The organism is Consotaella aegiceratis (assembly GCF_036541425.1).
Taxonomy (GTDB): Bacteria; Pseudomonadota; Alphaproteobacteria; order Rhizobiales; family Rhizobiaceae; genus Consotaella; species Consotaella aegiceratis.
Map to the genome: position 1 here is coordinate 40829 of NZ_JAZHFT010000010.1, position 23952 is coordinate 64780.

General features: G+C 64.7%; 22 protein-coding genes and 1 tRNA gene. 14 read left to right on the forward strand and 9 right to left on the reverse strand.

Annotated elements, in window-relative coordinates:
- Positions 1–31 precede the first annotated feature (31 nt).
- Entirely contained in the window at positions 32–1732 is a 1701-nt protein-coding gene (locus SMD10_RS09180; protein WP_331685385.1) for an outer membrane beta-barrel protein, read from the reverse strand.
- 220 nt (positions 1733–1952) lie between these two features.
- On the opposite strand from SMD10_RS09180, the gene SMD10_RS09185 reads away from it, so the two are divergent.
- Together SMD10_RS09185 and SMD10_RS09190 are read left to right on the forward strand one after the other, a co-directional pair.
- Positions 1953–2936: a KpsF/GutQ family sugar-phosphate isomerase gene (locus SMD10_RS09185; protein WP_331685386.1), complete on the forward strand. Its 984-nt coding sequence runs from the start codon at positions 1953–1955 to the stop codon at positions 2934–2936.
- 228 nt (positions 2937–3164) lie between these two features.
- Positions 3165–4601, forward strand: coding sequence for a diguanylate cyclase domain-containing protein (locus tag SMD10_RS09190; RefSeq protein ID WP_331685387.1), 1437 nt, complete (start codon positions 3165–3167; stop codon positions 4599–4601).
- A 61-nt stretch (positions 4602–4662) separates the two neighbouring features.
- Here SMD10_RS09190 and SMD10_RS09195 read toward each other — a convergent pair whose 3' ends face one another.
- Both SMD10_RS09195 and SMD10_RS09200 read right to left on the reverse strand, forming a co-directional pair.
- Complete coding sequence (locus tag SMD10_RS09195; protein WP_331685388.1) at positions 4663–5718, reverse strand: type I restriction endonuclease; 1056 nt, start codon at positions 5716–5718, stop codon at positions 4663–4665.
- A 246-nt stretch (positions 5719–5964) separates the two neighbouring features.
- Positions 5965–6039: transfer RNA gene (locus tag SMD10_RS09200), tRNA-Asn, on the reverse strand.
- A 181-nt stretch (positions 6040–6220) separates the two neighbouring features.
- Between SMD10_RS09200 and SMD10_RS09205 the strand changes: the two genes are divergently transcribed.
- Entirely contained in the window at positions 6221–6496 is a 276-nt protein-coding gene (locus SMD10_RS09205; RefSeq protein WP_331685482.1) for a hypothetical protein, read from the forward strand.
- A gap of 17 nt (positions 6497–6513) precedes the next feature.
- Here the strand turns inward: SMD10_RS09205 and SMD10_RS09210 are convergent, their stop codons facing one another.
- A complete protein-coding gene (locus SMD10_RS09210) occupies positions 6514–7140 on the reverse strand; it encodes a methylated-DNA--[protein]-cysteine S-methyltransferase (RefSeq protein WP_331685389.1) in 627 nt (208 codons plus the stop codon).
- Between the two features lie 296 nt (positions 7141–7436).
- Between SMD10_RS09210 and SMD10_RS09215 the strand changes: the two genes are divergently transcribed.
- The 3 genes from SMD10_RS09215 to SMD10_RS09225 all read left to right on the forward strand — a co-directional run bounded on the left by SMD10_RS09215 (position 7437) and on the right by SMD10_RS09225 (position 10551).
- The gene (locus SMD10_RS09215; protein WP_432757216.1) at positions 7437–9194 is read left to right on the forward strand and encodes an acetolactate synthase 3 large subunit; all 1758 of its coding nucleotides are present in this window, start codon (positions 7437–7439) and stop codon (positions 9192–9194) included.
- A 91-nt stretch (positions 9195–9285) separates the two neighbouring features.
- Positions 9286–9858 carry an acetolactate synthase small subunit gene (gene ilvN, locus SMD10_RS09220; RefSeq protein WP_331685391.1) on the forward strand — a complete coding sequence of 191 codons (573 nt, stop codon included), beginning with the start codon at positions 9286–9288 and terminating at the stop codon, positions 9856–9858.
- A 99-nt stretch (positions 9859–9957) separates the two neighbouring features.
- Entirely contained in the window at positions 9958–10551 is a 594-nt protein-coding gene (locus tag SMD10_RS09225; RefSeq protein ID WP_331685392.1) for a LysE family translocator, read from the forward strand.
- 9 nt (positions 10552–10560) lie between these two features.
- On the opposite strand, the gene SMD10_RS09230 is transcribed toward SMD10_RS09225, so the two are convergent.
- Complete coding sequence (locus tag SMD10_RS09230) at positions 10561–10929, reverse strand: VanZ family protein (protein ID WP_331685393.1); 369 nt, start codon at positions 10927–10929, stop codon at positions 10561–10563.
- A gap of 174 nt (positions 10930–11103) precedes the next feature.
- On the opposite strand from SMD10_RS09230, the gene SMD10_RS09235 reads away from it, so the two are divergent.
- Entirely contained in the window at positions 11104–12231 is a 1128-nt protein-coding gene (locus tag SMD10_RS09235; RefSeq protein ID WP_331685394.1) for an ATP-dependent DNA helicase, read from the forward strand.
- Between the two features lie 346 nt (positions 12232–12577).
- Positions 12578–13324: a pyridoxine 5'-phosphate synthase gene (locus tag SMD10_RS09240; RefSeq protein WP_331685395.1), complete on the forward strand. Its 747-nt coding sequence runs from the start codon at positions 12578–12580 to the stop codon at positions 13322–13324.
- 175 nt (positions 13325–13499) lie between these two features.
- Here SMD10_RS09240 and SMD10_RS09245 read toward each other — a convergent pair whose 3' ends face one another.
- Positions 13500–14219 (reverse strand): hypothetical protein, encoded by a 720-nt coding sequence (locus tag SMD10_RS09245; RefSeq protein ID WP_331685396.1) that lies wholly within the window; start codon positions 14217–14219, stop codon positions 13500–13502.
- Between the two features lie 121 nt (positions 14220–14340).
- Positions 14341–16290: a glycosyltransferase family 2 protein gene (locus SMD10_RS09250; RefSeq protein WP_331685397.1), complete on the reverse strand. Its 1950-nt coding sequence runs from the start codon at positions 16288–16290 to the stop codon at positions 14341–14343.
- A 152-nt stretch (positions 16291–16442) separates the two neighbouring features.
- On the opposite strand from SMD10_RS09250, the gene SMD10_RS09255 reads away from it, so the two are divergent.
- On the forward strand, positions 16443–17258 hold the full coding sequence (locus SMD10_RS09255; RefSeq protein ID WP_331685398.1) for a transporter substrate-binding domain-containing protein: 816 nt from the start codon (positions 16443–16445) through the stop codon (positions 17256–17258).
- A gap of 36 nt (positions 17259–17294) precedes the next feature.
- On the opposite strand, the gene SMD10_RS09260 is transcribed toward SMD10_RS09255, so the two are convergent.
- Positions 17295–17720: a tellurite resistance TerB family protein gene (locus SMD10_RS09260; protein WP_331685399.1), complete on the reverse strand. Its 426-nt coding sequence runs from the start codon at positions 17718–17720 to the stop codon at positions 17295–17297.
- A gap of 181 nt (positions 17721–17901) precedes the next feature.
- On the opposite strand from SMD10_RS09260, the gene SMD10_RS09265 reads away from it, so the two are divergent.
- Positions 17902–18762 carry a polyphosphate kinase 2 family protein gene (locus SMD10_RS09265; protein WP_331685400.1) on the forward strand — a complete coding sequence of 287 codons (861 nt, stop codon included), beginning with the start codon at positions 17902–17904 and terminating at the stop codon, positions 18760–18762.
- A 165-nt stretch (positions 18763–18927) separates the two neighbouring features.
- Positions 18928–20595, forward strand: a complete 1668-nt coding sequence (locus tag SMD10_RS09270) for a lysine--tRNA ligase (protein ID WP_331685401.1) — start codon at positions 18928–18930, stop codon at positions 20593–20595.
- A gap of 83 nt (positions 20596–20678) precedes the next feature.
- Here the strand turns inward: SMD10_RS09270 and SMD10_RS09275 are convergent, their stop codons facing one another.
- Entirely contained in the window at positions 20679–21665 is a 987-nt protein-coding gene (locus tag SMD10_RS09275; protein ID WP_331685402.1) for a zinc ABC transporter substrate-binding protein, read from the reverse strand.
- A 209-nt stretch (positions 21666–21874) separates the two neighbouring features.
- Here SMD10_RS09275 and SMD10_RS09280 point away from each other — a divergent pair, with 209 nt between their 5' ends.
- The 3 genes from SMD10_RS09280 to SMD10_RS09290 are packed head-to-tail and all read left to right on the forward strand — an operon-like array spanning position 21875 to position 23932.
- The gene (locus SMD10_RS09280) at positions 21875–22717 is read left to right on the forward strand and encodes a metal ABC transporter ATP-binding protein (RefSeq protein WP_331685403.1); all 843 of its coding nucleotides are present in this window, start codon (positions 21875–21877) and stop codon (positions 22715–22717) included.
- A complete protein-coding gene (gene znuB, locus SMD10_RS09285) occupies positions 22644–23525 on the forward strand; it encodes a zinc ABC transporter permease subunit ZnuB (RefSeq protein ID WP_432757217.1) in 882 nt (293 codons plus the stop codon). Before SMD10_RS09280 ends, znuB begins: the two co-directional genes overlap by 74 nt.
- Positions 23522–23932 (forward strand): Fur family transcriptional regulator, encoded by a 411-nt coding sequence (locus SMD10_RS09290; RefSeq protein WP_331685405.1) that lies wholly within the window; start codon positions 23522–23524, stop codon positions 23930–23932. Before znuB ends, SMD10_RS09290 begins: the two co-directional genes overlap by 4 nt.
- The last annotated feature ends 20 nt before the right edge of the window (positions 23933–23952 follow it).

Consider the following 23952-nt stretch of genomic DNA (forward strand, 5'->3'; position numbering starts at 1 on the left):
GACATGACCGGCTCGACATCGAAGGCGTCGTTCAGCGCTGAAGCTTGATACCGAGGCGTGCCGAGGTCGCGGTGTAGTCGTCGTCAGGCGCTTCGGAATCCTCGCCTTCGTGACGAACCAGGCCGGTCAGGGCCAGCGTCCGGTTCACCCAATAGAGGAAGCCGGCCTGGGCCGAATAGGTCGTCTCCTGATCCTCCGGCCGGTCACCTTCGCGGCGGCCGGCGCTGAGTTGGGCATTCAGTTCCACGCGCTCGGTGGCGCGGTGGCGGGCGGACAGGATCGCCTGGTAGAGGGACGACGACGAGAGATTATCGTCGTTGGGTTCGAATGTCGTGGCGGCGGTCAGCGTGATGTCGGTGCCCCGGCGCGGTGACCAGTCCAGCGTCGCGTCGACGGTCGGCGCGCTGTCGACGGGAATGCTGTCCGCGTCGGGGATGTTCCAGGCATAGCCGGCCGCCACTTCGCCGGTCAGCTTTTCGCCGAGGTCGAAGGCAACGCCGCCCTTCAGCGAGTCGATCTGCGAATCTCTCTTGCAACACTGCGCCACCGGCTCGTCGAAGCGGCGCAGGCCGAGGCTGCCCTCGACGAACGGCTGCAGGGCCGGCGAGATCTGATATCCGGCTCTGAGCGAGGCGGTATAGGTGTTGTAGTCCTGGCTGAAGCTTTCGTCCTCGGTCTCGGCGTGCCGTTGCACGCCACCGGTGGCCGAAAGGCTGGCAAGGCCGAAGAGGCGCTCCAACGTGGCCGAGGCCGCCATGTCCAGAACGTCGGCGCGGTCGTCCGAGGCGGCATCCGATGCCTCGGGATCGTCCTGGCTGTAGGCGATCGATCCGCGCAGGGTTGCGGTCGTTTCGTGGTCGATGTCGAGGCGCAGGCGTCCGTCCGCGTCGAAGGTCGGATCATCCTCGGTGTCGCCGGCGAAATTGCGCCGATAGGACGTGGAGGCGTTGATCTCCATCTCGTGCAGCAGCCAGTCCGACAGGAGTTGCACCCCGAGCGAGGTCTCGGAAAAGGCGCCGCTTTCGCCATCGGCACTGTTGCTGAGATTGGACGACACGCCGACGCCCTGTTCGAGTGTCGGATAGAGGACGAAACTGCCGGCGCGCAATCCGACCGGTGCGAAGGGATCCGTCCACTCCTTCAGCCGTTCGGCGTTGGCCCTGTGTTCCGGGTCGATGTCGAGCCGTTCGGTCCGCTCGTTCTGCCGGATGTCGAGCTCCGACGTGCCGGTGCGTAGCCCGACCGTTCCGGTGGTCGTCGCATCCAGGTTCGCCGCTGCCGCGACATCACCGCTGTCCGGGTCCGTGCCATCGTCGGCGCTGTCGGTCGTCGAAACGCCCGACGAACTGCCGTCGGACGACGGGGTTGCCGGCAACAGCGTTGCGGACCGGCCCTCGGCATCGGTGAAGAGATCGAAGCTCTGGACCTGGGGTGAGGGGGGCTCTGCCGCCTCGTCGCCGTCGAGATCGCTCAGGAAGTCGCTGGCGTCGGAGGTCTGTGGATCGTCGGAGGAGAGGAGATCGCTCAACGCCGGATCGGTGAGGTCGTCGGCGTCAGAGCCGGCCGACAGCATCCGAAGCAAATCCGCACCGGAGGCGGCGAGCGGCTCGGAAATTCTGAGATCGGACGTGTCGAGGCTTTGGGCGAGGGCCGGGCCGCACGGGGCGAGCCACGCCGCCCCGAGGGCGATCGCAGCCGTTCTTCCCACCGCGGCATTCGCCCGATGTCGCATTGGTTCGGCTCTCCTGACGAATCCGATTCGGCCCGACATTAAGTCGATGATCAGTACCCCTGCAGGATTGACCGAAGCTTGCCCGCAGCGGCCTCCGGCGCCGTTGAAACGCCGGGCGCGATCCTGCATAAGGTCGCCGATGCCCAACCAGCATGGTTTTTGTCGGCAGCGGCGGCCGAGCCCCTCAAGCGACCGCGCGACATCGGTTTGGAATGGCGGAATGACGGCAGTTGCACCCACCACTATGACGGCCACACTTTCGGCGATCCGCACGATCGAGACGGAAGCGGCCGGCTTGCGATCCCTGGCCAAGGCCCTGTCGGGAGAGACCGGGGCGTCGTTCGAACGAACGGTGCAGTGGATATCCGAGGTGTCCGGCCGGGTGATCGTGACGGGCATCGGCAAGAGCGGCCACGTCGCCGCCAAGATCGCGGCCACCCTGGCCTCGACCGGCACGCCGGCCTTCTTCGTGCATCCGGTCGAAGCCATTCACGGCGATCTCGGCATGATCGGCGTCGGCGATCTTGTGCTGGCTCTGTCCTGGTCGGGCGAGTCGGCGGAGCTGCGCGGCATCGTCGACTATACTAGGCGCTTCAAGATTCCGTTGGTCGCGATGACAGCAGGCGCCACCTCGGCGCTCGCCGGCGCCGCCGACGAGGCGCTCCTGCTGCCCCGCGCCACCGAGGCCTGTCCGCACGGACTGGCGCCGACCACCTCGACCACGCTGCAGCTGGCGCTTGGCGATGCGCTGGCGGTGGCGCTGCTCGAGCGGCGCGGCTTTACGCCCGGCGACTTCCGCATCTTCCATCCGGGCGGGCAGCTCGGCGCCAGCCTGACGCGGGTCGGCGACATCATGCACACGGGAGAGGCCCTGCCGCTGGTGGCCAGCGGCACGCCGATGGCCGAGGCGGTCGTGACGATGTCGAGCAAGGGGTTCGGCTGCGTCGCGGTGGTAGACGGCGAGCGGCTGGTGGGGATCGTCACCGACGGCGATTTGCGGCGCCATCTCGGCGAGAATCTTCTGGTGCGGACCGTCGATCAGGTGATGACGCGCCAACCGAAGACCATCGGTCCCGACACCCTGGCGGCCAAGGCGATGGAAGCGCTGAATTCCGCGAACATCACGACGCTGATGGTGGTGGTCGGCGATCGTCCCGTCGGCCTCCTGCACATGCACGACCTGCTGCGGATCGGCGTGGCGTAATTTTTACCCGGTCGACGAAGCTCGGCCACCTCGCGCCCCAAGGCCGTCATCAGCTCTGCCGAGATTCTCGCGCGATGGCACGATGTTGCCCACGAGGCGGCCGGCGCGCGCCATCTCGGGCCGTTCCGTCGCTCCGAAATCGGGTCGTGGCAACCTTTTATTGACCCCACATAATATTTGTGGGTGCGACTTTAAGTCTTGTAAGCTTCATCCGTGCGACGCTCGGGTATGTCGAACCGCACCTATCTTCCCGATCCGGGTCGCTGGCTGGCTGTGGCCGTTCCCGCCGGCTTGGCGATTCTGTTGATCGGCGGGCTGGCCTGCCTGCTCCTGGCAGTGGCCGTGCGGGAGGCCGATGATCTCGTTATCCAGAGAGACCGCAGTCTGGCGGCGTCGGTCCTTGGGCAGGCCGTGCAAAGCATCGCCCGCGATCAGGAGAGCGTGACCTATTGGGACGAAGCCGTCCTTCACCTTCGCGGGCCCCTCGACCCGGATTGGATCGACGACAATTTCGGCCTCTGGATGAACATGTATTTCGGGCATGAGCGGATCGTCGTGCTCGATCCGCAGGATCGCCCCATCTACGCGACGATGGGGACCCGCCGCGTCGACCCTTCCGCCTACAGCAAATTCGCTTCGGTCGCGCGCCCGATGGTCGCCGAGGTCCGCCGGGCGCTGATCGCCGGGACTTGGCACAACCCGGATCCCGCGACCAAGAGTCCTGGCGCCGAAGACATCGTCGTGGTCGACGGGCATCCTGCGATGCTGAGCGTCAAACCGATCGTGCCGTCGACCGACAAGATCGAGCAGGCGCCGGAGGATGCCTTCGTTCATCTGGCGGTGCACTATCTGGACGGCAGCTTTCTCAAGGACCTGCAGCAGCACTATCTGTTCGAGAAGGCACGGTTCTCCTGGCAGGACCGGCCGGGACCCGACGAATTGTCGCTCGCTCTACGAAACAATTCGGGTCGGCCGGTCGGATATCTGATCTGGACGGTGCATTTGCCGGGTCAGGTGCTGGCCGAACGCATGACGCCGGCGCTGCTCGCCACCCTGTGCGCGATCCTGGTCGTCGTGGCCGTGCTGGTCGCCGGGCTGAGGAGGGGAGCGCGCGCTTTGCGGGCCAGCGAGGCCCGAGCCCGCTATCTCGCTTTTCACGACGTTCTTACGGACCTGCCGAACCGCGCATACTTCAACGAAAGGTTGGAAGCCACCTGCAAGGCCGGCCATCGCGGCACCAGCCTTCTTCTGCTCGACCTCGACCGGTTCAAGCAGGTGAACGACACGCTGGGCCACCCCGCAGGCGACGAGCTGATCCGGGCCGTCGGATCGAGGTTGAACCGTGCGGCACCGCAAGGCGCAACCGTCGCTCGCCTCGGCGGCGACGAGTTCGCCATCCTGCTGCCGAGTACGAGACAAGCCGATGCCGTGCGGCTGTGCGAGGCGATCATCGGAGCGATCGACGAGCCGTTTCTGGTCCAAGGCGCACAGACAGAGGTCGGCGTGAGCATCGGCCTCGCGTCCGAAGACGAAAATTCCACTCCGGAAGCTCTGATCCATCGCGCCGATCAAGCCCTCTACCGGGCGAAACGATCGGGCGGCGGCCTGTCAATCGCCGGGGGCGACACCTCCGCAAGCGAAGTCGCACGGCACATCGCGGCCTGAGCAACAAGCTGCCTCACGGCCCACCAAGCGGCATCGCTTGGCTTACGCCACCAAAACGCGATCACGTGCCGTCGGCGTATCTCTGGGCAGTCGCGCGAATTCGGTCCGTATACTCATAGATGTGATCCAGCGTCTCAATCTTGATGCGATCCTCCTTCTCCCCATCGAACAAACTCAGATATTTGGTTGCACGGTTGAACCACAGCCTCGCCAGGGGCTTTCGGTTGTTGTTGTCGATCAGAATGCCGCAATAGGTTTTCTGGTCGCGCATGACGATCCTTTTCGTGGGGATGACCTCGCGGGCGATGGCACGAACGATCATGAAACCTTCTTTCTCTTCGTCCGTGGTGACGACTTCGGGTTCCGGAGTGGAGAGGTCTTCGAGCGCAGGATCCTCGGCGTTTGATGTTTCCAGGGCTGAGGTTATCCGGTTCTGTACCATGTCGCGGACAATTTCACGAAAGGCGCTTTTCACCAGGGGAGTGAACTGGTCGCGGACAGCGGCGGTAAAGTGGCCGTCGCGTAGATCGGCCGTGACGAGGCGGACGAAGTCATCGGAAGGGTCCTCCATCAAATCGGAGATCCTCCGCTTGAGCGCAGAGGTGTATTTCAGTCGGTTCGCGGACTGGAGAACACCGACGACGTCGAAGCCGTCCTTGGCGAACTTCTTCAGTTCCGGCATCAGATTGGCATTCAATTCCGAGAGATCGAACGTCAGGAATGGGCGATCGTCGAGCTTGTTGGGGGCCTCGAGATCGGTATGGAACTGAAATGTCCGACCGTTCGTCAGGATCGCGAATTTCGCATCCGTGACCGAAAAGTAACGATAGAGCTGGGCCAGATGTTGCTTTTCGAGAACGCAGGTTATCGGCTTGCATTCGACGAGAATACGGATCGCCCCGTCGATCTGGATTGCGTAGTCGACGCGCTCGCCTTTCTTACCAACAGCATCCGCCGTAAACTCCGGGATCACCTCGGCCGGATTGAACACATCATATCCGAGCGCCGAGAGGAAGGGTAAGACGACCGCTGTCTTCACCGCCTCTTCAGTGATCATAGAACTGGAATGGCTACGAACGCGCTCGGAAATCGTGCGCAATTGATCATCGATTCCCATGATCTCCCCCTGTTTGGCGGGCAAAAGAAGATCACAATTGCACGCGCCGCGCGAGTGCAATTTCGAGTTTAAAAGCGTTTGCTTCAGTGAGGCCGCCGCAATGGACAAATTGCTGCGGCGATCGTGAAGTCACTGCCCCGACAGGAGCAATGGCCAACACTCGAATTTTGCGGCAGAGGAACGAAGTCAGGAGCTGGACAGAAAAAGAGCCCGAAGCCGCGCAAGCTTCAGGCTCTCATTATTAACTGGCTCCCCGGGCCGGATTCGAACCAGCGACCAACCGGTTAACAGCCGGTTGCTCTACCGCTGAGCTACCGGGGAAGGGCGCGTCAGCAACGCGAGCGAGCCTATAGCAAAGCCGATGGCCACTTGCCAAGGCTCGGAATGCAAAATCCAGAATTCCGCTGATCGGGCTTTCGGTTCGCCGCGGCCCACCCCATTTGCGCTGGCGGAAACCGCGAACGGTGAACGAACGATGACGGCAGATGACGAAGGGCTGAAGATGCCCCTACCGACGCGCCACAGCCTGAAGCTCTTCGGGCGCTCCGTGCCGCTGCCGGCCTCGCGGCTGTTTCGGCTGATCATCGGCGGCTTGCTGGTCTTTTTCGGTTTCCTCGGCTTCCTGCCGATCCTCGGCTTCTGGATGGCGCCGCTCGGGCTGATGGTCCTGTCGATCGACCTGCCGATGGTGCGCCGCTGGCGCCGGCGATTCGTCGTCTGGTGGCAGCGCCGTTTCGGCAACGGGGTCGTCCGCACGAACGGCCGCGACCCGGCATAGGCGCCGGCGCCGCCTGTTCAGGTGAACAGGTCGAGCTGATCGCGCCTGTCGGCGCGCAGCAGGACGCCTTCGCGTTCGAGCAGTTTCGTTTTCGTCAGCCAGCCGCCGTAGGCCGAGAAACCGCCGATGCGGTTGCCCGCCGCGAGCACGCGGTGGCAGGGGATGATCAGCGGGCAGGGATTGCGCCCCATCGCATTGCCGACGGCCTGCGCCAGACCGGCATGCCCCGCAGCCTCCGCCAACGCGCCATAGGTCGTGGTCTGCCCCCATCGAACCTCGCGGAGCGCAGCGTAGACGTCGGCCTCGAAGCCCGAAACGCCGGTGAGATCGAGCGCGACGGCCTCGAAGGATTGGGGCTCACCAGCCAGAAAGGCCGACACCGCGTCGACGGCTTGCCGGATCGCCTGAGGCAGGATGTCGTCGTGCCATGGCTGCCCGAGCCGGGCGATCCGCTCCTGCGTCGCCGTCTCGGTGCGCTCCGGAAGCTGAACCCGGCAGACGCCGGCCGGCGACCATGCGAGCCCGCACCGGCCGATGGCCGTGTCGAACATCTCATAGCGGTGCGGTCGGCTGTGGCTCATCGCATCATCCTTGCCGGGAATCGACACCGGAGTGAAGAGGCCGCCGACGCCACTTCGAGCCATCGACGCGCCTCATCGCGGGTTGACCCCGATTCGTTTCCGGTTTACTTCTTGCTCATGAGCAAGATTCTTCTCGTACGGTGGCGCACACGCGTGGCGGTTTAACGACCGCCCGGCGAACAGCCACGTGTGCGCATTCCAGGCCCCTCGAGGGCCTTTTTTATTGCCCGCTTTTACCCGAAAGACCATGCCAGAGCCGCCTGCAAGCGGACCCGCAGAGGAAACGAGATCGGAACATCACGATGGACACCAGTTCGACAATCGCGCCGCAGCCCAAGGCGGATACGCTGCAGGAAGAGATGACCGGCGCCGAGATGGTGGTTCGGGCGCTGAAGGACAACGGCGTCGAGCATCTGTTCGGCTATCCCGGCGGCGCGGTGCTCCCGATTTACGACGCGCTGTTCCAGCAGGAGGATGTCCAGCACATCCTGGTGCGCCATGAACAGGGCGCCGGCCACGCCGCGGAAGGCTATGCCCGCTCGACCGGCCGGGCCGGCGTCATGCTGGTGACCTCCGGTCCGGGCGCGACCAATGCGGTGACGCCGCTGCAGGACGCGCTGATGGATTCGATCCCGCTGGTGTGCATTTCGGGCCAGGTTCCGACCACGCTGATCGGCACGGACGCCTTCCAGGAAGCCGACACGGTCGGCATCACCCGGCCCTGCACCAAGCACAACTGGCTGGTCAAATCGATCGAGGAGCTGCCGCGCATCCTGCACGAGGCGTTCTATGTCGCGACCTCCGGTCGGCCCGGCCCGGTGCTGGTCGACGTTCCGAAGGACATCCAGTTCGCCACCGGCGTCTATACGCCGCCGCCGCCCACGCTCCGCCATCAAAGCTATCAGCCGCGCCTGTCGCCTGAGATCGAGCGCGTCCGCGCGGCCGTCGAGATGATCGCGGGCGCCAAGCGGCCGATCTTCTATACCGGCGGCGGCGTCGTCAATTCCGGCCCCGAGGCGAGCCGGCTGCTGCGCGAGCTGGTCGGCTTGACGGGCGTGCCCATCACCTCGACCCTGATGGGGCTGGGCGCCTATCCGGCCTCCGGCGACGCCTGGCTGGGCATGCTGGGCATGCACGGAACCTACGAGGCGAACATGGCGATGCACCAGTGCGACGTCATGATCTGCATCGGCGCCCGCTTCGACGACCGCATCACCGGCCGGCTCGACGCATTCTCGCCGGGCTCGCGCAAGATCCACATCGACATCGACCCTTCGTCGATCAACAAGACCGTGCATGTCGATCTGCCGATCATCGGCGACGTCGCACACGTCCTGGCGGACCTCGTGCGGATCTGGAAGGAGGAGAAGCGTCAAACTGACCGCCGGGCGCTGGAGGACTGGTGGGAGCAGATCGAGCGCTGGCGGGCGCGCAACTGTCTGGCCTATCGGTCGAACGGCGACGTCATCATGCCGCAATACGCGATCCAGCGGCTCTATGCGCTGACCAAGGGCCGCGACACCTACATCACCACCGAGGTGGGCCAGCATCAGATGTGGGCGGCGCAGTTCTTCGGCTTCGAGGAGCCGAACCGCTGGATGACCTCGGGCGGCGCCGGCACGATGGGCTACGGCCTGCCTGCAGCGTTGGGCGTGCAGATCGCGCATCCGGACGCGCTGGTCATCGATATCGCCGGGGATGCCTCCGTGCAGATGACGATCCAGGAGATGTCGGCCGCGGTGCAGCACAACGCGCCGATCAAGATCTTCATCCTGAACAACCAGTATATGGGTATGGTGCGCCAGTGGCAGCAGCTGTTGCACGGCAACCGCCTGTCGCATTCCTATTGCGAGGCGCTGCCGGACTTCGTGAAGCTGGCGGAGGCCTTCGGCGGCGTCGGCATTCGCGCCCACAAGCCCGACAAACTGGACGACGCGATCGAGGAGATGATCTCGGTCGACAAGCCGGTGCTGTTCGACTGCCACGTGGCCAATCTGGCGAACTGCTTCCCGATGATCCCGTCCGGCAAGGCGCATAACGAGATCCTGCTGCCCGACGAGGCGACGGACGAGGCGGTCGCCAACGCCATCGACGCCAAGGGCCGCCTGTTGGTGTAGGGGCCAGCGCCCGCCCTGCTTCGTCATCCCAGCTCAAGGCCGGGATGACGAGCGTCAGTGCTGACCTCTTGCTACCTGTTAGGATTCACCTATGAACACCCAACTTCAACCGCCGGCCTCGGCCTATTTCATCACCGACGAGAAAGAGCAGAGCGAGCGGCGCACGCTTGCGGTGCTGGTCGACAACGAGCCGGGCGTCCTGGCCCGCGTCATCGGCCTGTTCTCGGGGCGCGGCTACAACATCGAAAGCCTGACGGTCACCGAGACCGAGCACGAGAAGCATCTGTCGCGTATCACCGTGGTCACCAACGGCACGCCGCATGTGATCGAGCAGATCAAGAGCCAGCTTGAGCGGATCGTGCCGGTGCATCGCGTGGTGGACCTGACCATCGCGGCGCGCGCCCTCGGCCAGGAGGCCTCGCTGGAGCGCGAACTGGCGCTGATCAAGGTGGTGGGAGCCGGCGCCGACCGGCTGGAGGCGCTGCGTCTCGCCGATGCGTTCAAGGCCGAGGTGGTCGACGCGACGACCGAACATTTCGTCTTCCAGATCACCGGGCGCGTCTCGAAGGTGGACCAGTTCATTGCCATCATGGCGCCGCTGGGTCTGGTCGAACTCTGCCGCACCGGCGTCGCCGCGCTCACTCGCGGCAAGGACGGCATGTAGAGGGCGCCACGACGTCGCTTTTCCCGACCTGAAAAGAGGTCCGATACGCCCCGGCCTGCCCGGTCGGGAGTGCTGCCGGTTTGGCAAGTAAGGAGTCCGATGACAGCCGACGCCCTTCTCGGCGTGTTTCTCTTCGCGCTCGCGGTGTCGATGACGCCCGGACCCAACAACGTCATGCTGATGACCTCCGGCGTCAATTTCGGCTTCGTTCGCACGGTTCCCCACATGGCGGGCATCGTCGCCGGCTTTGCCATGATGATGCTGGCCGTCGGGCTCGGCCTCGGCGCGCTCCTTCATACGATGCCGACGCTGGCGCTGGCGCTGAAGATCGCGGCCGGGCTCTATATGCTCTATCTCGCTTGGCGGATCGCCTTCTCGGGCGCCATCGGCGAAGCGGATCAGATGGCGCGACCCCTGACGTTCTGGCAGGCCGCGGCGTTCCAATGGATCAATCCGAAGGCGATCGGCGCCGGGCTGGCGGTGACGGCGGCCCACGCCGACGTCCTTCATCCGCTGGCCTCGGCAGTCTCGATCGCCGGCGTCTTCGCCGTGATCTCCTGCCTCAGCGTCACGACCTGGACCGGCTTCGGCCTGGCGGTGCGGCGGTTTCTCAGCAATCCCGGGCGCCTGAGGATCTTCAACGCCGTCATGGGGCTGCTGCTCGTCGCCACCATCCTGCCGATGCTGCGCTGAGCGATCCGCCTAGCGGAGATGCTGCTGGCGCGGGATCAGGCGCCGGGCTCTGACGATGTTGAAGGCCCAGCCCGCCAGGACGCCCGCGAGCGCGCCGCAGGCCTTGACGACCGCATCGTCGAGATGGGCATGGCGTGTCGGGGACAGAAACTGCAGGAGCTCGATCGAGCCCGCCCCGAGGATCAGCGCGATGGCGCACCGGACCACGTGGCGAGGATAGGCGACGGTGAACAGCACCGCCATGACGGCGAAGGCCGCCGCGCGATCGAGGTTGACCGGCAGGGGATCGGGCGGCCGAAGGCCGATCGGCGAGATCGTGACGAACACGATGGCCAGAAGGGATGTCCAGGCCAGGGGCTTCAGTAGGCGATTGAGCATCGGTGCAAGGTAGCGGCCTTTTCTCGTGGTGCAACTGCATCCGTGTTTCGTCTTCCGTCGGGCGCCTGGGTGGTCGTCGGTGGGTGGCGTTTTGGCCGCTGACGTGGCAGGACAGATGTTCACCTTTTGCCCCGAGTCGCGGCGTGCGGCCGTGCCGTCTGGAGACGAGAGCGAGTGAAGTTTTCTCCGCAACAGGACGAGGCGTTGAAGGCCGTCGCAGGCTGGCTGAAGCGCCGCGATCGGTTGATCTTCCGTCTGTTCGGCTATGCCGGCACCGGCAAGACCACATTGGCGCGGCACTTCGCCGAGGATCTCGACGGGCCGGTGCAGTTTGCCGCCTTCACCGGCAAGGCGGCGCAAGTGCTGCGGTCGCGCGGCGCCAAGAACGCCCGCACGCTGCATTCGCTGATCTACCGCCCGCGTGGCGAGGAGACGGTGGAAGACGAGACGACCGGCACCTCGCGCGTCTCTCCAACCTTCTCGCTCAACCGCCAGAGCCCGGTGGCCAAAGCCGACCTGATCATCGTCGACGAATGCTCGATGGTCGACGAGGCGCTGGGGCGCGACCTGCTGTCTTTCGGCACCCCCGTGTTGGTGCTGGGCGATCCCGGCCAGCTGCCGCCGGTCTCCGGCGGAGGCTTCTTCACCGATGCCGAGCCCGACATCCTGCTCACCGAGATTCATCGTCAGGCGCTCGACAATCCGATCGTCGAACTGGCGCGCCAGGTGCGCGAGGGCGGCGAACTGAGCTACGGCGACTGGGGCAGGGCGCGGGTGATCGGCCGCCGCGACGTGGAGACGGAAGAGGTCGTGGCCGCCGACCAGGTGCTGGTCGGCACCAACCGCACCCGGCGGCGCTACAACGCGCGGCTGCGCGAGCTGAAGGGTTTTGAGAGCGTCCTGCCGCAGTCGGGCGACAAGCTGGTGTGCTTGCGCAACGATCCGGCCAAGGGCCTGCTCAACGGCTCGCTGTGGAAGGTGATGACCGCCTCGCGCGAGACGACCAAGCCGGGCGTCAATCTGATCGTCTCGCCGGACGACGACGACATCGACCAAGGCGCGGCCAAGGTGCGGCTGCTGAAGGCGGCGTTCGAAGACCCGGACGCGGAAATCCCTTGGGCCACCAAGAAGCGCTTCGACGATTTCGACTTCGGCTATGCGCTGACGGTGCACAAGGCGCAGGGCTCCCAGTGGTCGAACGTCATGCTGTTCGACGAGAGCTGGGCGTTCAAGGATATGCGCGAGCGCTGGCTCTATACCGCGATCACCCGCGCCGCCGAACAGCTGACCATCGTGCGGTAGAGATCCGAGGACGGAATTGTCCTGGCGGGTGCGGCCCAGGCAAAGGGCTTCACTGCTTCACCTTATGCCGCCCTGACGCTCCGGGTGCTGCGGTCGAAACTGCGTCATTCCCGGCCGCGGTGCCGGGAATCCAGCGCACTGGAAGTGCGGTATAAGCCCCAGGCGCGACTCCGCTGTTTCGGGGCAGCATGGAGCAGACTGCCTCGAAATCTGGATCCTCGGGACGGGGCCCGAGGATGACGAAGCGGAAGCGGTGGGCGGATCAGACTGGCCCCGCTTCGAGCAGATTGCTAAGACGTGCCTCTCTTACCCAGAACCGACTCCGCTTTTCGCCGCCGAGGGTCCCATGCCGACACAGCTTTCGGTCAATCTCAACGCCGTCGCGTTGCTGCGCAACCGCCGCGATTTGCCGTGGCCGAGCGTCGTCGGCCTCGGGCGCATCGCTCTTGCCGCCGGTGCCCACGGCCTGACCGTGCATCCGCGGCCCGATCAGCGCCACATCCGCTTTTCCGACCTGGCCGATCTCCGCCGGCTGATCGACGAGGAGTTTCCGCACGCGGAGTTCAACATCGAGGGCAACCCGACCGAGGATTTTCTCGCCCTGGTCGCCGAGGCGAAGCCGGAGCAGGTGACGCTGGTGCCCGACGATCCATCCCAGCCCACATCGGATCATGGATGGGATTTCGCAAGCCGGATGAAGGATTTGAAGCCGATCGTTCAGCGCCTTCGCGAGCAAGGCGCGCGGGTCTCGCTATTCGCCGATCCCGAACCGGAGGCGATGGAGGCGGCCGCAGCGACGGGCGCCGACCGCGTCGAATTCTACACCGGCCCCTATGGCGGCACGCACGACGATCCGGCAGCCGCGCAACGCGAACTGGTCCGGCTTCAGGCGGCAGCCGACGCGGCGCGCGCAACGGGCCTTGCCGTCAACGCCGGCCACGACCTGACCGTCGCCAATCTCCCGGCGCTGATCGCGCGCATTGCCGACTTGGCCGAGGTCTCGATCGGCCACGGCCTGACCGCCGACGCGCTGGAATACGGCATGGCCGAGACGGTGCGCCGCTTCAGAAGGGCGTGCGGGCAGGCGGTGTGAGAAAGGGAGTTCACACGTTGCCGACGGCTGAGTGGAATCTCAAGGACTGATATAGTCAGTCAAATTTAGAAATGCTTTGACGGTTACTGGCGTATTCAATAGCAGAATTTGGTACGACGTATAGTCTCAATTTTTCTTCTTCCGATAAAATACTGGAGCTAAAGAAGTATATAGCCTATCGAATCCAGTATTTTTGATATATATCCTGATAATATATTTCGGTCTTGATTTTAAGGTGAGGCTTGTCTTCTTTTTTCAAATCTATCAAGCTGATGTCAGGAAGCTCCACTATACCTGGCGGGGCAGCGCCGGGATCGATGATGCCGAAACCATGTGAGTGGAAATTAGGTGTTATCGGTTCGCCATCGAAGATAGGTTGGGATCTGACTGTGACCGAATAGGCGGGCGTTTGCCCAAAATTCCTGACCGGCATTCGTACGTAGGGGCCATTCAGGCCACCGGCTATGAGCTCAATTTCGTCGCAACCGAGATATGCTCGTAGCTGTTTGTGACCATTGTTTTTGGCGATCCAATTGGCCCACCAAGCAGGTACGAGAGCCAACGCAAAGAGTGCTGCGCTCACCACCGACCACCATGCATATTTAGCCGATTGCTTAGCTGCGTCCGCGGCGCGCCACTGAGCGCAAAGGCTGGCATCCCGCCGCGTCGGCGTTTCGGTACAACTGAGGGGATCGAAGCGAACAGGCCGAGCCGGTATGTGTGGAGGTTGAGGACCCCGTGGTTGCGCTGACGTCTCCCTCGGGCGGATTACCTCTTGCTGCTGATGTTGATCTGCTCTTTCCTCCCCCGAAGAGGAACCGGATCCTTCCTGCGACATCGCTGCAACGACATTCAATCCGACTGCAATGGCGGCGATCGACATGCGGGCGAGCATTGCTGTAGATCCTTGCTTGACCTTTTCCAGTTCCCTATTCCACAAGCATATTCATCATCGTCAACTCGGTCTGTGCAAATAACGACGTCAACGCGAATAGGCTAGCGCGGCCTAGTCGTCCTCATTCCACCTTCGCATCGGCCCCGTGCGGCGTCTTTTCCCAATGGTGCGGGGCGTGGAAGAGCTGGCCGAGGGCGCGGAAGGCGGTGAAGCTGATCGCCAGCCAATAGGCGTGGACCAGCCACAGCCATTTCGGCAGGATGCGGCGCTCCTCCGGGGTGAGAGCCTTCAGCGCCAGGGCCGCGAAGGCCGCGACCCCAAAAACGATGTTGATCGAGTCGACCGTAAGCAGGACGATCGTGAACGGCGGCAGCCCGGCATCGCGCGTGAGCGACCAGGCCGTGAGCGCCAGAAACGCGAAAAAGAACGGCTGGGCGATCGTCGAGGCGATCATGCCGAAGAACAGCACCTGGAAGCAGAGGAAGCCGATCGGGCCCAAGTCCTGGAACAATCGGGCGGGATTGCGCATGTGCACCAGCCAGGTGACCATCCAGCCCTTCATCCAGCGGGTGCGCTGATTGCGCCAGTCGACCCAGCGCTCCGGCGCCTCTTCGCTCGTGCCGGCCTCGATGATGCCGATGCGATAGCCGTGACGGCACAGCCGCATGCCGAGATCGGCGTCCTCGGTCACGTTGTGGCTGTCCCAGGCGCCGACTTCGACCAGCCGGTCGCGGCGGAAGTGATTGGACGTGCCGCCCAGCGTGATCGGCAGGCCGTGGTCGGCGAGCCAAGGCAGCAGGCCGCGAAACAGTGCCGCATATTCCAGCGCGAACAGCCCCGTGCGCCAGTTCTTCTCGCCGTTTCGAATGACGAGCGGCGCCTGGACGCAGGCGAGTTCGGAGCCGCCGCGCAGGAAGGCGGCATGGGCCTGCCGCAACTGGCAGGGATCGGGGCGGTCTTCCGCATCGTAAAGCACCACATAGTCGCCGGTGCACAGGGGAAGAGCAAAATTCAGAGCCTTTGGCTTCGTCCGGGGCTGCGACGGCGGTACGCGCACGATCACGAAGCCCGGCCGGCCAGCGATGGCGCGTTCGGCGGCCGCGATCGTGGCGATGTCGTCGGCCTCGCAGACGAGCATGACCTCCAGCTTCGGGCGCGGCCAGTCGAGCCGGTCGAGCGCCTGGACGAGCTGGCCCACCACGGTGCGTTCCCGGTGCAGCGCCACCAGCACCGAATAAACGGGCAGGGTCCCGCCGGGAGCACGAGCGGCGTCGGCCTCCGCACGGCCCGATCTACGGGAGCGGTGCATCAGCGCCAGCACTCGGATCAGGACGCACCCGAAGTAGAGGAGTGCCGAAGCCGTATGCAAAGTCCGCAACAGGGCGAAGGGCGCCAAAATCACGGCGGCGAGCATCGCCCATACGATGGTTGCCGCACAGAAGCCCTGCGAGGGGGTCATCACCTGGCGCGCGGACCACTCGGGCCGGTCCAAGGCGAGGCTGAGGCGGGCTTGATCGGCTCGCGTCGCGGCGCTTCGCTCCGCCAGGCACGCGTCGATCTCGGAAGCCTGTCCGATCCTGACCAGCCGCGCCGCACTGGGCATTCCTTCGATGAAAGCGCCGACCGCCGCAAGGTTTTCCAGTCCGGCCGGGACCACGAACTTGGCTTCCATGGCCGCATTGCAGGTCTGGACGATCCTGACCGGTCCGTGGCGCGTCAGCCGCAGCCCGTCTTCTACGATCAGGTCGACGGGTTCGATGCCGCCGACCCTCACACCAAGGCAATCGGCCATCGCCCGTGCCAGGTCGGCCTCACGTACCACACGGCCGCCGATCAACTCGCGCGTCGCAGCGGTGCCCCGCAACCGGGCAAGAGTGACGGCGATGTCGTACGCGGCTTGGGGAATCCGGGCAGCCGTCAGAACGTCATGGATGGAGACCGGACGGCGGGCCGGACCGGCGGGCAGAGCATTGCCGGGCGGGGTGTGTGAACGGCTTCGCGGCGGCGCGGGAAAGTCGACGGAGATGATAACCGCTTGACCTGACGGCGCGGCGTGGTCAGACCGGGGCAAAGAGAAATCGACGGACACCCACGACACCCTATGAATACAATCGGTGTTTCCGGTCCGCCGGCCGGTTTCAATCTATCGTTGGGTAGAATGATGGTAAGGAAAACTAACCAAAGGGAGAATTTCTCGCGTTGAGATTGTATCGATGCATCCTTTTGGCGATTTCTGTCTTGCTGGCCGTGCCCCCCGCGATCGCGGAGAGCGTGGCGATACCGAATTTCTGGGATCAGCATCAGCGCCGTGTAGCGCCCTCGCTGGCTGATCGCACGCGCCTGCGCTTCCTGACCAGCGTCGATTTTCCGCCGTTCAACTTCCTCGACGAGCGGGGCCGGCTGGCGGGATTCCATGTCGATCTGGTGCGCGCGATCTGCGCCGAACTGGACATTGCCGACCGGTGCCAGATCGAGGCGATGCCGTTTCGTGATCTCGTGCCGTCGATCCAGGAGCGGGAAGGCGATGCGATCATCGCCGGCTTGGCGATCACGCCTGACAATCGCCGCAGCTTCGCTTTCACCGAGCCCTATTTCCGGTTTCCTGCGCGCTTCGTAACGCGAAAGGACGAGAGCTTCGCCGAGCCACTGGGTCAGTCGCTGCAGGGGCACAAGGTGGCCGTGGTGCGCAACAGCGCTCACGAGGCCATGGCGGCGGCCTTCTTCCCGCAATTGACCCGGCAGCCTTACGCCTCGCGGGGGCTGGCGCTCGCCGCGTTGAAGTCAGGCGAGGCCGATGCCTTCTTCGGCGACGGCGTGGACCTCTCCTTCTGGCTGTCCAGCAACGACGCGGACGATTGCTGTACGTTTGCCGGCGGCCCGTATCTGTCGGATCGTTATCTCGGGGAAGGGCTGGCGATCGCGGTTCCGCTCGGCGACGCGGCCCTGGTGGACGCTCTCGACTATGCGATCGGCCGCGTGGTGGCGAGCGGCCGATTTTCCGAGCTGATGCTGCGCTATTTCCCCGTCAGCGCATTCTAGACACGAACGCGCCCGATTGCTGCGGCCGATACTCGCCTACGGCCGCCGATAGCGGAGGCGAGCGCTGCGCTCGATCGCGGCAGTGACCAAAGGATCGAGATCGAGCGCGTCGCGGACCATCTGCAGGAAGCGCAGTTCGCTCTGATGGGCGAAAAGGTCCGAAGCGGCGATCTCGACCGCAAGCGCATAGGCCGTTTCGTGGAACTTCGGCGGCACGACGGTGCGCACGTGCTCAATGACCGTGTCGATACCGTCCTCGGTGTCGAGGATCCGGGTGATGTCGGCGGCGATGGTTTTGATCCGCGCCAGGTCGAAGCCATCGAAGACCGGCAGCGTCTGCAGGATCAGGCCGATCTGGCGCAGCTCGCTGTCGCGAATGGCCTCGTCGGCCGCCGCCATCGCCGCCATGAGATGGATCAGGGCTTCCTGAGGGCTGATCTCGACCGTCGTCGGGGTGGTCATCGTGCGCGGGTCCTTCCTGCCTTGTCGCTGGGCTTTTCCGTGTTGCCTGGCAGCAAGCTAGGGACGGGCGGCGGCCGTCACAAGACCGCCTCGGCCCACACGGCGACTTTCCTCGGCAACCACCTCTTGCCCCAAAAGCGTTGATAGCGAGATGTCTGTCGAAACGCGTGCGGGAAGAGCCATGAACTACAGTAAGAAATTCCTCGTGAAGCCGGGATCGAAACTGCATCTGCCGGAGATCGATTCCGGCTTCAAGGACGAGCACCACTCGCGCGACAAGGCGGCCGCCGCGACCGCCGAACAGGTCGAGCGCATGGCGCGGCTGCAATATCTGCTCTACGCAGACGGTCGCCGCTCGCTCCTCGTAGTGCTGCAGGCGCTCGATGCCGGCGGCAAGGACGGCACCATCCGCCATCTGTTCGGCAGCATGAATCCTCAGGGCACCGTCGTCGTCCCGTTCAAGCAGCCGAGCGCCGTCGAACTCGCGCACGACTTTCTCTGGCGCGCCCATATGAGGGCGCCGGCGCGCGGCGAGGTGGTGATCTTCAACCGCTCGCACTACGAGGACGTTCTCGTCGTGCGGGTCCGCAATCTGGCGCCAGCCGAGGTCTGGTCCAAGCGGTTCGACCAGATCAACGCGTTCGAGAAGCTGCTGGCCGAGAACGGGACGCGGATCTTGAAATTCTACCTCCACATCAGTCCCGACGAGCAGCTGCATCGGTTCGAGAAGCGGCTGGAGGAGGCGGACAAGCATTGGAAGATCAGCGAGAGCGACTATTCGGAGCGCCAGTTCTGGCCGCAATATATCGAGGCCTACGAGGAGGCGATCGAGCGCACGAGCACCGAGTGGGCGCCGTGGTTCGTCATCCCGTCCGATCACAAGTGGTTTCGCAATCTGGCGATTTCGCACATCATCGCCGATGCCATGGACGAGATGGGGATGAGCCTGCCGCCCGCGCGCGTGGACATCGCCGCGATCCGCCAGATGTATGAGAACGCCAGACGACATCCGATCGAGCTGAAGGGCAAGAAGGGCGACTAGTTCGAAGCGGAAGGGAGGCGCGATGGCTATCGATGTTGACGGATCCCGCCGGGCACCCTAGACGAACTCCACCGCGCTTTGCGGATCCCCGCACCATAGGATCGCAGGGACCGGCAGGGATTACGCCTCGCCGGACGTCACAACCCTTTCGAAGCAGAGGACGACATGGCCGCTGACCGGCACGCGCCGCTCGATATCACTCCGGAGATGCTGGCGGAGGCTCGCCAGTCGAACGCCTGGCCGTTCGAGGAGGCGCGAAAACTGGTGGCGCGGCTGGAGAAGGGCGCGACTGGCAGAGAGATCCTGTTCGAGACCGGCTATGGCCCGTCGGGCCTGCCCCACATCGGCACGTTCGGCGAGGTAGCGCGCACCTCCATGGTGCGCCACGCCTTTCGCGTCCTCACCGAGGACACAGTGCCGACGCGGCTCCTGTGCTTCTCCGACGACATGGACGGGTTGCGCAAGGTGCCGGACAACGTGCCGAACCGCGAGATGATGATGAGCCATCTCGGCAAGCCGCTGTCGCGCATTCCCGACCCGTTCTCCAACGAGTATCCCTCGTTCGGCGCGGCCAACAACGCGCGGCTGCGCGCCTTCCTGGATCGCTTCGGCTTCGACTACGAGTTCGCCTCCTCGACCGACTACTATCTAGCCGGTCGCTTCGACGAGACGTTGTTGAAGATGCTGGCGGTCTACGACGAAGTGATGGAGATCATCCTGCCGACGCTCGGGCCCGATCGGCGCGCGACCTATTCGCCATTCCTGCCAATCTCGCCGCGCACCGGCATCGTCCTGCAGGTGCCGATGGTCGACCGCGACGTGTCGCGGGGCATGATCGCCTATATCGACCCCGACACCGGCGAGCGGGTGGAGACGGAGATCACCGGCGGCCAAGTCAAATGCCAGTGGAAGGCGGACTGGGCCATGCGCTGGGCGGCGTTGGGCGTGGACTACGAGATGTCGGGCAAGGACCTGATCGACTCCGTCATGCTGTCGTCGAAGATCTGCCGCGTCCTCGGCGAGACGCCGCCGGAGGGCTTCAACTATGAGCTGTTCCTCGACGACAAGGGACAGAAGATCTCGAAGTCCAAGGGCAATGGTCTGACCATCGACGAATGGCTGACCTACGCCTCGCCGGAGAGCCTGTCGCTCTACATGTTCCAGAAGCCGAAGACGGCAAAGAAGCTCTATTTCGACGTCATCCCGAAGGCGGTGGACGACTATTATGCGTTCGTCTCGGCCTATCAGCGTCAGGATGCGCGGCAGCGGCTGCAGAATCCGGTCTGGCACATCCACGACGGACAGCCGCCGGAACATGGGCTGGCCGTGCCTTTCGCCATGCTGCTCAATCTCGTCTCGGCCTCCAATGCCGGCGACAAGGGCACGCTGTGGGGTTTCATCAGCCGTTATGCGCCGGGCGTCACCGCGCAGACCGATCCGGAGCTCGATCGGCTGGTCGGCTACGCGCTGCGCTACTTCGAGGATTTCGTCAAGCCGAACAAGACCTTCCGGGCCCCGGACGCGGTCGAGCGGGAGGCCCTGGCGGCACTCGACGCCAAGCTCGCATCGCTGCCCGATGGTGCCGATGGCGAAGCGGTCCAGAACGCGGTGCTCGACGTCGCACGGCCGATCGAGCGCTACCAGGACGTGAAGAAAAAGGGGCCGGGCGGCGGCCCCGGCGTTTCAGTGGAGTGGTTCCAGGCGCTCTACCAGATCCTGATCGGGCAGGAGAGGGGGCCGCGCTTCGGTTCCTTCGTGGCGCTCTACGGGATCGGCGAGACGCGTGCGCTGATCCAGATGGCGCTCGACGGAAAGCTGGTCGCCGCGAGCTGAGCTCAGCAAAGCTGACGCCATAAGACGACCGCAAAAGGGCCCGCGCGACGCCGCGCGGGCCCTTTGCATGACACTTCCGTTTTCTACTGCTCCGATCCCAGGCAATCGGAGAGCGACGTCGCGAGATTGCGGATCAACTCGGCGTACAGATCCGGGCCAGGCTCGAGATCGGCGCCGAGCGGATCGAGCACACCGCTGTGCGCCGAGGTCCCGTCGGTGATGGTGGTGACGATTGCCGGTTCGAATTGCGGCTCGGCGAAGACGCAGACGGCGCCCAGATCCTCGACCTTGGCGCGGATCTCGGAAATCCGCTTGGCCCCCGGCTCCGTTTCCGGGTTGACCGTGATCGAACCCACCGCCTCGACGCCGAAGCGGTTCTCGAACGAATGATACGCGTCGTGGAAGACGATGAACGGCTTGTCGGCGACCGGCGCGAGCTTGGTCTCCGTCTCGGCGATGAGCGCGTCGAGCTCTTTGACCTCGCCCTGGGCGTTGGCTTCATAGGTCGTCGCGTGGGCCGGATCCACGGTGGCGAGCGTTTCGGCGATCCGCTCCACCATCACCTTGGCGTTGGCCGGGTCGAGCCAGAGATGGACGTCGGCCTCATGATGATCGTGGTCTTCGTCATGATCGTCATGATCCGCGTCGTGATGCTCTTCGTGTTCGTCTTCGTCGGCCTCGCCTTCGTGATGATGCTCGTGCGGCTCGAAGGCGCCGCCTTCGCGCGCTGGCAGTTTGGTGAGGCCGGGCGTATCCTCCAGCGGAACGGATCGGGCGCCTGACGCCAGGCTCTCGAGCGGCCGGATCAGAAACGTCTCCAGGTCAGGCCCCATCCAGAAGATGACATCCGCGGCTTCAAGCGCGCTGGCATTCGACGGTTTCAAGGCGTAGCCGTGCGGCGAGCCGGCGCCTTCGATGACGAGGTCGGGCGTGCCGACCCCTTGCATGACGGCGGCGACCAACGAATGGATCGGCTTGATCGAGGCCACGACATGCGGGCCATCCTCCGCGCGAACGGGTGCCACGCCGACAAGGAGAGCAGCCGTCAGGGCCAAGAGGGACGTCTTCATCTGGAAACTCCGATGCGAAATGTTATTTAGTAACACATGTTGTGTAACCCTATAACGTCTGGCATAGGAGGAGGTCAAGGGGCGTCGCCGACGTCCATGGACGCAGCCGCCGTGCGGCGACGGCGCACCGACGGTGCCGGGGCGCTGTGTCCAGCCGCAGGCCGGTGGGTTGCTGTTGGCAGGTTGAGGCAGGAAGTGCGAATAGTGCCATGATGGGGCCTGAAAACCTGGTGGAGCTTGCGGGCGTCGGCGTCGAAAGAAGCGGACGCTGGCTGGTGCGCGGCGTCGACCTTCACATCGAACGTGGCGAGATCGTCACGCTGATCGGCCCCAACGGCTCGGGCAAGAGCACCACGGCGAAGGTCACGCTGGGTGTCGTCGCGGCCAGCGAGGGCAGGGTCGAGCGCGCTCGGAACCTGCGCGTCGGCTACGTGCCGCAGAAGCTCGCGATCGACTGGACGTTGCCGCTGAGCGTCGAGCGGCTTCTGACGCTGACCAGCCGGCATTCCAGCCGGGAGGTGGCGGAGGCGCTGGAGGCGGTGGGAATCCCGCATCTCGCCAAGGCCGAAGTGCAGCGGCTGTCGGGCGGCGAATTCCAGCGCGCGCTCCTGGCGCGGGCGATGATCCGCCGACCGGATCTGCTGGTGCTCGATGAGCCGGTGCAGGGCGTCGACGTGATCGGGGAGGCGGCGCTCTACGATCTGATCAAGACGATCCGCGATCGCACGGGCTGCGGCGTGCTCCTGATCTCCCACGACCTCCATCTGGTCATGGCGGCGACCGATACGGTGATCTGCCTGAACGGGCATATCTGCTGCCGCGGCACGCCGCAGGCCGTTGCCTCCAGTCCGGAATATGCGCGCCTCTTCGGCAGCCGCGTGGCGGAAACGCTGGCGGTCTATCACCATCATCACGATCACACTCATCTCGACGACGGTCGGGTGCTCGACGCCGCGGAGGACACCGAACGCCATGTCCATGACGATGGCCACGATCATCGTCCCGCCACGGAGCATGGCCGGACGCGCGAAAGCGAGGCAAGCGATGCTTGACGACTTCTTCATTCGCGCGATGGTCGCCGGCGCTGGCGTGGCCCTGATCGCGGGGCCTCTCGGCTGCTTCGTCGTGTGGCGCAAGATGGCCTATTTCGGCGACACCATGGCCCATTCGGCGCTGCTCGGCATCGCGCTCGGCTTTCTCTTCGACATCGACCTGATGCTCTGCGTCTTCGTCGTCGCCGCGCTGGTGTCCGTGTGCCTCATCGTCCTGCAGCGGCAGGGTTCGCTGTCGACCGACTCGCTGCTTGGCATCCTCGCCCATTCGAGCCTGGCGCTCGGCCTCGTCACGCTGGCGTTCATGAGCTGGGTGCGGGTCGATCTCATGGGCTATCTGTTCGGCGACATCCTGGCGGTCTCGCGCACCGACATCGTGGCTATTTACGGCGGCGGCCTGCTGGTGATCGCCGGCATCGTCTGGCTGTGGAGACCGCTCCTGGCCTCGACGGTCGATGCCGAACTGGCTGAGGCGGAAGGGCTGAAGCCGGAGCGGGCGCGCATCCTCTTCATGTTGCTGATGGCCTTCGTCATCGCCATCGCCATGAAGATCGTCGGCATCCTGCTCATCACCTCGCTGCTGATCATTCCGGCGGCGACGGCGCGTCGCTTCTCGGCGACGCCGGAGGCCATGGCGATCATGGCCGCGCTGATCGGAGCCGTCGCGGCGATCGCCGGCCTGTTCGGCTCGCTGCAGTTCGACACGCCGTCGGGTCCCTCGATTGTCGTGGCGGCACTCGCTATGTTCCTGCTGAGCCTGGTGCCTCGCGCCTCGCTCAAACGGCATATGACAGGAAGACAGGCATGACCGAGCCGCATCCGCACCTGACCAAGAACCAAGCCTTGGTGCTGGACGCGCTGGCCAAGGAGGGCGTGCCGCTGAGCGCCTATGCCATCCTCGACCGGCTGCGCGACGACGGGCTGCGCGCGCCGCTTCAGGTCTATCGGGCGCTCGACAAGCTGCTCGACTACGAGCTGGTGCATCGGCTGGAGAGCCTCAACGCCTTCGTCGCCTGCGCGCATCCGCACTGCCACGCCTCGCGGATGATCGCTTTCGGCATCTGCGAGACCTGCGGCCAGGTCTGGGAGTTCTCGGACGACGTGGTGCGCGATCGGCTGATGGCCTGGGCCGAGAGCAACCAATTCCGGCCGTCGAAGACCACGGTGGAGATCAAGGGCACCTGCGCGTCCTGCGCCGAAGCCGCCGCCGGATGACGAAAATCGCGCCGGCCATG